Consider the following 12033-nt stretch of genomic DNA (forward strand, 5'->3'; position numbering starts at 1 on the left):
ATTGCTCCGTGTTTCATGAACAGAACATGCGTTCCATCCAGCTATCCGCTCTTAGCTATCGTTTCCGATAGTTATCCCGGTCTTACAGGCAGGTTGCCTACGTGTTACTCACCCGTCCGCCGCTAACTGTTCCCGAAGGAACAATCCGCTCGACTTGCATGTATTAGGCACGCCGCCAGCGTTCGTCCTGAGCCAGGATCAAACTCTCCATTAAAGTTGGTCACGAAGACCGTTTAACGCAAGCTTGTCTTAAGCTCAAAAGTAATGCTAGCGAGAATTTGCATTCTCTATTTTAACACTCACTCGTTGTTCAGTTTTCAAAGGGCAAATTCTAACTTTATTACTTGAATTAAGCTATACGTCACAGCTACGCATCCACAGTATTTCGTGTTTTGTTTTAGCGGCGACTTTCTTAATATACCACAGTTGAAAACCTGATTGCAAGTTTTATTTTCCAACGAAGGAAAAACCACATCATACAATCCAAAGCTTCACTGCAACAAGCAGCAATAAACCCGGAACTCCTAGAACACTCACGGTCCCGACTGTGGTCGCATTGATCGGAACTTCCACACGTGTATACGGCCCGAGCAGATTTACAATATACAATAAAAAAGCGGCAATTGCAACATTCAGGCAAAGATAACCGATCCAGTTAAACGCAAACCTGTGACGAAACAGTGTAAACACCAGAAGAATACCCGAAATGCTAAAAATCCCCCACAACAAATAGGACTTTATCATTACCCCTCCATAACCCTCCCCCTGTTAACTTCTATGGCAGACAACTTCAAATTTTTCGCCTGTTTAATAAGCATTTCAAAACGTTTTTCAGCAGCTTCCAACGCAAAAACAGCATAGTCAATCTGTTCTTTCTCCAGAACGAAGTCCAGCCTTTTTTGTGCGGTTACCCATTCCATGTGAGCTCTTTCAATTTCCTGCATCAGCTGTAATTTATCATTCATCTCCAACTCTGACTTCCTTCGCTGTACACGACTCAATCGATGCCAAAACCTCAACCCAATCCCCTCCTGAATACAGTGATAAGTGATAGGACCAGAGCATGTACTACAAAAATGAATAAGTATTTTGCAGCCTCTTGCCTCTTTTATATACATATGAAACCAACTCCCAAGATAGAACGCCAAACTAGCAAAAAGTACAAATGACCCGCCGAAAACAAAAAAAAGCCGAGCATATCATAGATATGCACGACTTTATGCTAAGGAACTTCTGGTATTACATCAAAAATAAACTTCCGATAAACTACAACTCTCTGCGCCCTTCAAGCGCTTTGGTTAAAGTAACCTCATCCGCATATTCCAAATCGCCACCAACGGGTAGTCCATGCGCAATGCGAGTGACCTTCAAGCCAAAAGACCGTACAAGCCGAGATAAATACATAGCTGTTGCTTCACCTTCAATGTTAGGGTTTGTAGCCAGAATCAGCTCCTGCACCCTCTCATCGCTCAAACGTTTCAACAAATCGGCAATGCGAATTTCGTCAGGACCGATACCTTCCATAGGTGAAATGGCTCCATGAAGCACATGGTAGTAGCCGTTAAACTCGCGGGTTCGCTCCATGGCAACAAGATCTCTCGGTTCTTGAACAACGCAAATTATTGAATGATCCCTTCCCTTGTCCTGGCAAATACGGCAGGGGTCGGTATCTGTAATGTTACAACAGATGGAGCAATAATGCAGATTCCTTTTGACATTCACCAACGCTTTGGCGAAATCAATACAATCCTCTTCCTTCATTCGCAGCACATGAAAAGCAAGCCGTGCCGCTGTCTTGGGGCCAATACCCGGCAAACGGGAGAAGGCGTCGATCAGTTTAGCTAACGGTTCAGGATAAAACAAAGGGATAGCTCCTTATAGCGCAACCATAACATCAGGGTACATCGAAGCCAGTTATCACTAGGGTGCAACCGTTGCTTGAAGCACGACTGAGTTGGTTGTCACTCTTATGGTGTTAAATTAGAATAAGCCGGGAATGTTCATTCCACCGGTTAAGCGAGACATTTCTTTATTAGCGAGCTCCTCAGCTTTGGTCATAGCATCATTGACAGCCGTCAAGACGAGGTCCTGCAGCATTTCTACATCCTCTGGATCCACAGCTTCAGGCTTGATCAGGATAGAGGTGATTTTCTTTTGCCCGTTTACGCTTACAGTTACAACCCCGCCGCCGGCAGAGCCTTCCACCGATTTTTGAGCAAGCTCCTCTTGGGTTTTCAGCATTTGCTCCTGCATCTTCTTAACTTGCTTCATCATTTGATTCATGTTGTTCATAAAAAATCACTCCTCGTTATCAGTCTTCTTTTATTTTAACTAAGTCTTCACCAAATAATTGAATAGCCTCACTAATCCATTCTTCTCTAGCAGCCACAGGTTCATCCTCTGGAACAAGCTTAAGCTCTTCTTTACTTCCTTCAACCGGTTTAACTTGATCAGCAGCTGACTTCCAATCCTTAATCATGATGGATATCAACCTGTACGGACTGCCCAAAACATCCGCCATTACCTGCTCAATCAATTGTTTATTAGCCGGCTTCTCTGTCGTTTCCCGATGCATCGAGCTTTTAAATGCTACCAATACTGCATCTCCATGGACCGATACAGGCTCACCGTCAACCAACCAGGCATGAATGGTAATTCGCTGTTCCTTCACCCGACCCAACACCTGATTCCACTTCTGGAGTACCGACTTAGAATCCTGAGAGTCCTTCCCTTCCAGGAAGCCGTCCAGCTTCTCGACACTCTTCTTCATCGCCGCCGGAATCGCTGTACTTCTTGAGCCGGAACCGGATTGCCCAGCCCCACCGCCGGTAGCACTGCCCGCCGCAGGTGCAACACCCTGCTTCTGCAGCTGCACCAATTGCTCCTCAAGCCGCTGAATACGGCTCATTAATTGAGACACAAGTCCATCAGGAGCACGTTCCGCACCCTTGGAGCCATCGCTGATGCCAGCCCGGGAGGGAGCCCCTCCAGCAGTAGAGCTGCACAACTTCATCAGCGCCACTTCAAGCAGCGTCTGAGGCTGCACCGAGTATTTCATCTCCGTTTGGTAATAGTTCAACGTATCCATCATGGAAATAAGCTCTTGTGTAGTGAATGACTCAGCAACACCGGCAAATCTTTTTACATCAATAATTCGATCCGTTACGGCTTGTGAGCCGGGAACCATCTTAACCATCAATAAATCGCGGAAATAATACAGCAGGTTTTCCATGCACTTGTCGGCACTCTTACCCTCCTGCATAAAATCATCGATCAGCTGCAGCACCGCTCCTACATCACGCTGTTTGATGGCCTGAACCAGCTTTTCAAACTGATCTGAAGCCATCCCTCCGGTAATGGAAATAACGTCGTCATAAGTAACGTGCTGCCCTGAAAACGCCATAATCTGATCCAGCAAACTGAGTGCATCGCGCATTCCGCCGTCAGAAAGTCTGGCGATAAATCGGATCGCATCATCATCAGCTTCTATCCGTTCTTCCCGGCACACCTCATGTAGCCGCTCCACCTGGTCCTCCAGTGAAACACGACGGAAATCAAACCTTTGGCATCGCGATATAATCGTGGCCGGCAGCTTGTGCGGCTCTGTAGTAGCCAGAATGAACATAACATGTGCAGGCGGTTCCTCCAATGTTTTTAACAAAGCATTGAAAGCTTCCGTCGTCAGCATATGGACTTCATCGATAATATATACCTTTTGGCGAACTTCGGTTGGCGCATATTTCACCTTGTCGCGAATGTCCCGGATTTCTTCCACACCCCGATTAGAGGCTGCATCGATCTCCACTACATCCATGACTGCACCTTCCGTAATACGTATGCAATTAGCACATTCATTACAAGGCTCTACCGCCGGGCCATTCAAGCAGTTTACGGCTTTGGCTAATATTTTAGCCGCGCTCGTTTTACCCGTCCCTCTTGGACCATTGAATAAATAAGCATGCGTAAACCGACCTTCGCGAAGAGAGTTTTGCAGTGTTTGAACGATGTGCTTTTGACCAACAATTTCTCGGAAAGCCTGCGGTCTCCACGTTCGGTATAATGCGATATGTGACAAAAGCATCCTCTCCAGTAATTGTTTATCCTGTTTATTATACTACACAACGGAATGTCTTTGAAGTGGTTAAGGAAAAGGGATACTAACGGTAAATGTGGTCCCGAAGCCTTTCGAGGAAACGCGAATATGACCGCCGATATCGTGAATAATACGCTGACACACCGATAGGCCTAACCCGGTCCCCTCAGCCTTGGTGGTAAAAAAAGGATCGAAAATCTTATCAATAACAAACAAGGGAATTCCGGGGCCTGTATCATGAATATCAAAGTTCACTTTACGCTCGTCATCGTCCACCCTTTCGGTTAAGGTTAAATGGCCTCCGTCCCCCATAGCCTCGATGCCATTTTTGCATATATTTAAAAATACTTGTTTCAACAACTCCCTATCCGCTATTACCGACGGCAGCTTATCTGCTGATTCGTAGTGCATGATAACGCCATGCATGATAGCCTCATTATTAATTATTGGAAGAATGTCCTTCATAACCTGCGAGGTATCTACCTCTACGTAAGTCACATTTTTGGGCTTGCTAAGCAATAGAAACTCATTTACCAACTCATTAATCCGATTGATCTCGGTCAGCATGACTTCGGTATACCCGGTTTCACGGTCCATTCCCAGATCCTTCATCGTTTTGCGCATCATCTGCAGGAAGCCTTTGATCGAAGTAAGCGGATTGCGAATTTCGTGAGCCGTCCCTGCCGCTATTTGACCAATCATAGCCAACCGATCACTGCGCTGCACTTGCTCTTCTAACGAACGAAGATTGGTAACATCCTTAAATATGATGTAGGCGCCTACAACTCGATGATCTTCATCACGAAGCACATTGGAATCCACCAGCAGCTCATAGCGCTCTTGATTGTTTGTCCAAGAAAGTGCATGATTTCGGACAACCATGCCATCCAAAATATTGCGGTGCACCAGTTGATGTTCCGCAGGCATGTTAGCAAAAATCTGCTCTACCTGGCAATTAATAACATCCTCTTTAGTTAATCCTAGCACACGGCATGCCATATCGCTAATATCAATAAGCTCAAACTGCGTATTCATCAATATGACTCCAAGATTAACATCACGCAAAAATGTACCAGCGAATCGTTGTAGCAAATTTAAACCTTGCTGCACCGGGCCACCCCCCTTTGTCTGCCAACCCTAGTTAACTTTAGTATACAATTCTCCTAAATATTTCATTTTCCTTCTGTAAACGCAAAAAAACACCGTTCTTAAGCCCTAGAAGAGCCTATCCCGATGTTTATCGTGTGCATAAATTGTAAGTAAAACCGTGCACCTAATTTGATATTACGATCCAAGCGGAATTTTTAGACTCAGCTCAAGTTAGGCCACCCTCCGGCACATGGAACATCCCGCTTACGGCTGCTTCCTTCCGAACCTGACCGGATTCACAAGCATCCATTGCGGAGGACCCGACTCTCAACACCAATTCTAAAACCCAAGCCTTACATCGCAATACCGCAGTTAGGCGATCAACCCCGCTGTAGCGGATTGCAGGTTACAGGGCACCGCTACCTCCCCGTCTAGCACGGCAAAGATAAGTATAGACGATTCATACTGAAATAGCAACCTGCAGCATTATTTACGAGAAACGGAAACCTTTACCGTATATCGGGGCATTGCGTGGGATAGCTTATCTCTAGCTTCCTTCTCTACAACCGCTACTTCCTGATCGGTTAAATTAGCAGGGACATCTATTTTAACGTTAGCTGTATCCCCATTGACTGAAATCGTTGAACCTGTTACATGGGGTACTTGGTTAATTGTAGCCTTCATCAGCCTCGTATCTGCCAAATAAGTATGATGAGTCGGGCTAGTCGGCATATTGGGATTGACATCCGTAATTCCCAGAAGCCCATCTTGCGAATAGGATTTAACCTGTGTGTTTTGCTTCTGGCAAGCAGTCAAAGAAGCTGTGGCCAAAAATACAGTCAGTATGGATACAACGATTCTTTCTCTTGTAAGTGGTCGTAGGCTCAAAACGAAAACACCTCCTGCAGCTATCCTAAGAATTGTGTTCTTAGGATAGCCACAGGAGGTTAATTTATGCTGTAAGCCATTGGAAACATCTAGAATTAGATGCCGTATTTCTTTTTGAACTTATCAACACGACCGCCGGCATCAAGAAATTTCTGCTTACCTGTGAAGAATGGGTGGCAAGCGGAACAAATCTCAACACGCAGGTTTTGCTTAATGGAACCTGTTTCAAAAACATTACCACAAGCGCATGTAAGTGTAGTGTTGTGATACGTTGGATGGATTGCTTCTTTCATGACTTTCACCTCTTTTGCCCTGAAACACCATGTGAATCAGAGTTGATAAACACATGCAAGATTATATCACGTAAATCATTGCTGTTGCAAGTCATTTCTACGCTTCAACGCTGCCGGAATATGGGTATAGGAGCCCAGAACAACACCTGGCAGTTCCTGTTCATAAATCTCTATCATTTGCTTCATACCAAGCAGCTCTCCCTGAGCTTTTGGAATCAAATTCAAATAACTCTCAGGATCAATATTTAAATTGCGCAGCTGTATCAGCTTCAGATCCGTGCGGCGAACAAATTCAATCATCGCCTCCACCTCTTCCTCACGGTCGGTTACGCCCGGAAAGATGAGGTAGTTGATCGAAGTAAGGACACCTTTGTCCGCTGCATAGCGAAGCGACTTCTCCACATTACGCAAAGTATAGCCACGCGGCTTGTAGTATGCGTTGTAGTGATCGTCAAGTGCGCTGATCGTACTTACGCGCATCAAATCCAATCCTGCATCAACGATCCCACGGATATGATCGGTCAAGCCCGCATTCGTATTGATATTGATAAACCCATTACTGGTTTGCTGCCTTACACGGCGCATCGCCTCAATAATGGTTGGAGCTTGCGTAGAAGGCTCACCCTCACAGCCTTGCCCGAAACTGATAATAGCGTCTGGCGTTTTCAAATGCTCCAGCATTACCTGAACGACTTCATCCACTGTGGGCTTGAAGTTCATCCTTGTTTGCGGAGCAGGGAATCCACTATCCTCCGGCTGTTCGGAAATACATCCGAAGCAGCCCGCGTTACAGGAAAAAGAAACGGGCACAGCACCTTCCAGCCTGCCCAAAAATGTATTCGAAGCCGTCAAACACTCATACTCCAGTGCACAGTTGGACAAATGCTGGTACAAGCGATTCCCATCATACTGCTTCAGCAAGCCCCCTACCTTGACTTCAAGCTCGTCTGGATCGCAGTTACGCGGGTTCCATGGCTCAGGGTCATCACTTGCATGAGCGGCAACGAAGAATTGTCCTTCCTTCCATACAACTGCTGTATATCCGAAAAGGGGAAGAACCTTGGTTTTATCCGACTTGGCGTAGCCAGGGAGCAACAGCCGCGTGAACCCTTGAGGCATAAGCGCGCCTACTGCATTTACCTCGCCTGGCAGCACCTGCATCTTACCCGACTCGGCATGAATGCCAATAGGTCGGGTATCAGGCAAACTAACCAATGTTGCTCCTTCAGGCAACGGAATCAACTCATCGTCCATGATATCCGTTACCATGTCTCCATTACGACCGAGTGCAACAAAATCAGGATGGTCGAAGACATTTCCATCACGATCGGCATAGACTACATTCATATCGAACTTACTCCTTATGTGAACCATAACTTCGATGTTAATGAAGTTGTAGCTGTCACTTATGATGCGGAATTTTTAACCCGTTTGGACGGTGAGGCTGAGGAAGATGAAGATGTGCTGTTCCCGCCAGACGGCTTATTATTTCCGGTTTCAAGCGAATCCAAAAATTCTTGATTCGATTTCGAATCAGCCAATTTTTTAATAAACGCTTCGATGTATTCGTGTGAATCATTCATACTTTTGCGGATCGCCCATACTTTATCCAGTTCTTCTTTGGTTAAGAGCATCTCCTCGCGTCGTGTTCCAGAACGACGAATGTCGATAGCCGGGAAAATGCGTCGTTCGGCGAGCTTGCGATCCAAATGAAGCTCTAAATTACCCGTACCTTTAAATTCCTCGTAAATAACATCATCCATACGCGATCCTGTTTCAACTAATGCGGTAGCCAAAATCGTCAAGCTCCCGCCTTCCTCAATATTACGAGCAGCCCCAAAGAAACGTTTAGGACGGTGAAAAGCACCAGGATCAATACCACCAGATAACGTACGTCCGGATGGAGGAATAACTAGATTGTAGGCACGAGCGAGACGAGTTATGCTGTCGAGCAATATGACAACATCCTTTTTATGTTCAACCAGACGCTGTGCACGCTCCAATACAAGCTCAGCAACTTTAATATGATTCTCTGGAAGTTCATCGAAGGTGGACGCGACAACCTCGCCCTTAACAGAGCGCTGCATATCGGTAACTTCCTCCGGACGCTCATCAATCAGGAGTACAAAAAGCTCTACCTCGGGATGATTCGTTGAAATACTGTTGGCTATTTCTTTAAGCAACAGTGTTTTACCTGCTTTGGGAGGAGCAACAATTAAACCACGCTGGCCAAAACCAACAGGAGCCAACAAATTCATAAGTCGAGTGGAAAGATGGGTAGGGGATATTTCCAAATTCAACTTTCTTTGCGGATACAAAGGGGTTAGGGCCGGGAAGTGCAGCCGCTCTGCTGCGGTAACAGGATCCTCTCCATTCACCGCTTCAACATGCAAAAGGCCGAAATAACGTTCGTTCTCTTTAGGGGGCCTGCATTTTCCTGAAACCAGGTCGCCCGATCGAAGATCAAACTTACGAATCTGCGAAGCAGAAATATAAATATCCTCAGAGCTCGGTAAATAGTTGATAGGCCTCAAAAAGCCAAATCCATCTTGTAGTATTTCCAGAACGCCCTGCATAAACATCAAACCGCTTTTTTCTGCCTGTGCTCGTAAAATGGCGAAAATAAGTTCTTTTTTCTTCAATGTTCCATAGTATGGAATTTGATGCTTTTTGGCCAATTGGTAAAGCTCTGTCAGTTTCAAACCTTCTAGTTGTGCTAGAGGCATATCCATCATCTCAACCACCAAACTATTAAATTTTCAAAATTTGAAATATAATCTAGCATTACCCAAATTTACTTCACCTATACCAAATTTAACCTTGCTCTCGCCAAACCTCTGCACCTAAATTTGATAGATTCAACACTAGGTGATCGTACCCACGATCGATATACTCAACTCCAGTTATTTCAGTTACACCGCTTGATACAGTTAGTCCGGCAATAACCAATGCAGCACCGGCACGCAAATCGGTTGCCTTCACCTTAGCGAAGCTCAGTTTGCTGCCTTCAATAACAGCCGACCGTCCTTCCACCTTGATCTTAGCACCCATACGAAGCAATTCCGGAACATGCTTGAAACGATTGCTGTACACGTAATCGCTCAGAATGCTGACACCTTTGGTTTGGGTGAGCAAGCTCGCCATGGGAGACTGTAGATCCGTCGCAAACCCCGGATATACAAGTGCCTTAACGTCGACGCTTTCATACTCTGGTCGTCCAATAACACGGATGGATTCATCCATTTCATGAATAATTACACCCATCTCCTGCAATTTAGCAGTAATAGCTTCTAGATGCTTAGGTATAACATTATCTACAACAACGTCTCCGTGTGTTGCAGCTGCAGCTATCATATAAGTACCCGCTTGAATGCGGTCTGGAATAATCGAATGACGGCACCCATGCATGGAATCAACGCCCTCGATACGGATCGTTTCTGTTCCAGCTCCTTTAATCTTAGCACCCATGGCGTTCAAAAGTGTAGCAACATCTATGATTTCAGGCTCTTTCGCCGCATTTTCAATCAAAGTAAACCCTTTGGCACGTGAGGCCGCTAACATAATATTAATCGTTGCACCCACGCTAACAACATCCAAATAAATCTTAGCCCCAACCAATTGCTTAGCTTTAATATGCAAAGCTCCATTCTCTGTGCTTACACGTGCTCCTAATGCTTCAAAACCTTTAATATGCTGATCAATTGGCCTAGGCTCAAAATTACAACCTCCAGGCAATCCGATTGTTGCTTCCCCAAAGCGACCTAGCAGCGCGCCCATAAGATAATAAGACGCTCTCAACTTTTTGACATTTCCATTAGGCATCGGCTTAGACTGCAAACGGCTTGGATCGATACTCATAAAATCTTCATTCCACTGAACCGTTGCACCTAGTTCCTCAAGCAGCTCCGAATAAATAGCCACATCGCTCAATACAGGCAAATTATCCAATATAACTGTCGATTCCGATAAAATTGCTGCAGGTATCAAAGCAATAGCACTGTTCTTGGCACCACTAATTTGGACCGTCCCCCGCAGCGGCCGACCGCCGGCGACCATCAATTTCTCCATTCGTCCCTCTTCCTCCCACGTAACCACTTTAAAGCGCTAAACGATATGAATAACCGACAGGCGTGACTGATAAAAACAATAGAAGGGAAATACATCTTTTGCGATGCATTCCCCGTCAATCAAATTAAGCTTGGTTGGAACTACCGAACAATTGAATTTTGGATTTAACCACTTCAACCATGGCTTTGCGAGCAGGAGTGAGGTATTTACGAGGATCGTACACTTTCGCGTCTTTGTTAAGAACTTCACGAATAGCTTCAGTACAAGCAACTTGATTCTCTGTGTTTACGTTGATTTTGCCTACTCCTGCTGCGATTGCTTTAATAATCATTTCATCAGGTACGCCAGATCCACCATGAAGCACGACTGGTACCGGAATCGCTTTGGAAACCTGCTCAATAATATCAAAACGGATGTTTGGCTCTCCTGCATACATACCATGTGCAGTACCTACTGCAATGGCTAAGCAGTCAACACCAGTTTCTTCATAGAAACGAATTGCTTCTTCTGGCTTCGCCAAGCTAGCATTCTCTTCGTCTACGCTGATGTCATCTTCCACACCGCCGATAGTTCCGAGCTCGCCTTCTACTGATACGCCCATAGCGCGCGCAGCTTTTACAACTTCTTTCGTCAAACGGATGTTTTCTTCGAAAGAATAGTGGGAACCATCGAACATAACCGAGCTAAATCCCGCACGAATACATTTCATTGCAACTTCAAAGCTGCTACCATGATCCAAATGCAGAGCGATCGGCAAACCGGATTTCTTAGCCGCTGCTTCTGCAATAGCCACAGTAAATTCGATACCCATATACTTCAAAGCTCCCTCACTAACACCATAGATAAAAGGAGAATTTAGTTCCTGAGCTGCGTCTACAATCGCTTGAGCGAACTCCAGATTATTCATATTGAACTGACCTACTGCGAACTTATTAGCTTTAGCTTTAGGCAAAAATTCATTCATTGAAACTAACGGCATGTGACTCTTCCTCCTAGTATTTATTGACCGAGTTTATTGCGATAAACCGCTCATCTGTCATACTGACCTATTATAGCATACAAATAATGAAATGATAACCAAGCCTTTGGCTTTTTTCAAAGCCATGAACAGATCCCTCCGCACAAAAAAAAGAGACCCTAAATTCAGGATCCCACAGCGTAAGAACTATTATTAGTTGAACGCAAATGATTGTTTACCGCACTGCGCAGTTCATCGATATCAAAAGGTTTGGTGAAGTGCATGATCGCTCCGAGGTCTGTTGCTTCCTTGATCATGTCCAGCTCACCGTATGCAGTCATCATAATGACTTTTATCGTGCTGTCGATGCTCTTGATATGCTTCAAAATGTCCAATCCGTCCATTCCCGGAATCTTCATGTCCAGTAAAACCAGGTCGGGGGAAACGCTCCTTACAATGTCCAGAGCAAGCTTGCCGTTCGATGCTTGGTAGGTCTCATACCCTTCGCTGCTGAACACTTCCATCAGCAAGATCCGAATACCATTCTGATCATCCACAATAAGCAACTTTTTCTTCAATACGGTAACCTCCTCATATCGCGTTCACATTTGTCGGAATTCCGTTCTGTTGATCTAGCCTAACAA

General features: G+C 45.2%; 13 protein-coding genes, 1 rRNA gene and 1 other RNA gene. All 15 read right to left on the reverse strand.

Going from position 1 to position 12033, the window contains the following annotated elements; genetic code table 11:
- Nucleotides 1-214: ribosomal RNA gene (locus NV381_RS33625) — 16S ribosomal RNA — on the reverse strand; the annotation flags it as partial.
- 260 nt (nucleotides 215-474) lie between these two features.
- A complete protein-coding gene (locus NV381_RS33630; protein ID WP_258217676.1) occupies nucleotides 475-744 on the reverse strand; it encodes a pro-sigmaK processing inhibitor BofA family protein in 270 nt (89 codons plus the stop codon).
- A complete protein-coding gene (locus tag NV381_RS33635) occupies nucleotides 744-1019 on the reverse strand; it encodes a YaaL family protein (protein ID WP_258217677.1) in 276 nt (91 codons plus the stop codon). The genes NV381_RS33630 and NV381_RS33635 overlap by 1 nt, the downstream gene beginning before the upstream one ends.
- A 247-nt stretch (nucleotides 1020-1266) precedes the next feature.
- Nucleotides 1267-1863: a recombination mediator RecR gene (recR, locus tag NV381_RS33640; protein ID WP_258217678.1), complete on the reverse strand. Its 597-nt coding sequence runs from the start codon at nucleotides 1861-1863 to the stop codon at nucleotides 1267-1269.
- Between the two features lie 117 nt (nucleotides 1864-1980).
- A complete protein-coding gene (locus tag NV381_RS33645) occupies nucleotides 1981-2292 on the reverse strand; it encodes a YbaB/EbfC family nucleoid-associated protein (protein WP_258217679.1) in 312 nt (103 codons plus the stop codon).
- A gap of 19 nt (nucleotides 2293-2311) precedes the next feature.
- Nucleotides 2312-4075, reverse strand: coding sequence for a DNA polymerase III subunit gamma/tau (gene dnaX, locus NV381_RS33650; protein ID WP_258217680.1), 1764 nt, complete (start codon nucleotides 4073-4075; stop codon nucleotides 2312-2314).
- A 66-nt stretch (nucleotides 4076-4141) separates the two neighbouring features.
- Complete coding sequence (locus NV381_RS33655; RefSeq protein WP_258217681.1) at nucleotides 4142-5203, reverse strand: ATP-binding protein; 1062 nt, start codon at nucleotides 5201-5203, stop codon at nucleotides 4142-4144.
- Nucleotides 5204-5358: 155 nt separating this feature from the next.
- Nucleotides 5359-5622: signal recognition particle sRNA large type (gene ffs / locus NV381_RS33660), an RNA gene on the reverse strand.
- Nucleotides 5623-5668: 46 nt separating this feature from the next.
- Complete coding sequence (locus NV381_RS33665; RefSeq protein WP_258217682.1) at nucleotides 5669-6070, reverse strand: hypothetical protein; 402 nt, start codon at nucleotides 6068-6070, stop codon at nucleotides 5669-5671.
- A gap of 95 nt (nucleotides 6071-6165) precedes the next feature.
- Complete coding sequence (gene rpmE, locus NV381_RS33670) at nucleotides 6166-6363, reverse strand: 50S ribosomal protein L31 (protein WP_171650169.1); 198 nt, start codon at nucleotides 6361-6363, stop codon at nucleotides 6166-6168.
- Between the two features lie 75 nt (nucleotides 6364-6438).
- Complete coding sequence (locus NV381_RS33675) at nucleotides 6439-7710, reverse strand: radical SAM protein (protein WP_258217683.1); 1272 nt, start codon at nucleotides 7708-7710, stop codon at nucleotides 6439-6441.
- Between the two features lie 59 nt (nucleotides 7711-7769).
- Nucleotides 7770-9095 (reverse strand): transcription termination factor Rho, encoded by a 1326-nt coding sequence (rho, locus tag NV381_RS33680; protein ID WP_258217739.1) that lies wholly within the window; start codon nucleotides 9093-9095, stop codon nucleotides 7770-7772.
- Between the two features lie 82 nt (nucleotides 9096-9177).
- Complete coding sequence (locus NV381_RS33685) at nucleotides 9178-10431, reverse strand: UDP-N-acetylglucosamine 1-carboxyvinyltransferase (RefSeq protein WP_258217684.1); 1254 nt, start codon at nucleotides 10429-10431, stop codon at nucleotides 9178-9180.
- Nucleotides 10432-10555: 124 nt separating this feature from the next.
- Entirely contained in the window at nucleotides 10556-11410 is an 855-nt protein-coding gene (gene fba, locus NV381_RS33690) for a class II fructose-1,6-bisphosphate aldolase (protein ID WP_258217685.1), read from the reverse strand.
- Between the two features lie 164 nt (nucleotides 11411-11574).
- Nucleotides 11575-11967 (reverse strand): response regulator, encoded by a 393-nt coding sequence (locus tag NV381_RS33695; RefSeq protein WP_258217686.1) that lies wholly within the window; start codon nucleotides 11965-11967, stop codon nucleotides 11575-11577.
- Between the last annotated feature and the right edge of the window lie 66 nt (nucleotides 11968-12033).

Origin of the sequence: Paenibacillus radicis (ex Xue et al. 2023) (assembly GCF_024722015.1) — a bacterium.
GTDB lineage: Bacteria > Bacillota > Bacilli > Paenibacillales > NBRC-103111 > Paenibacillus_S.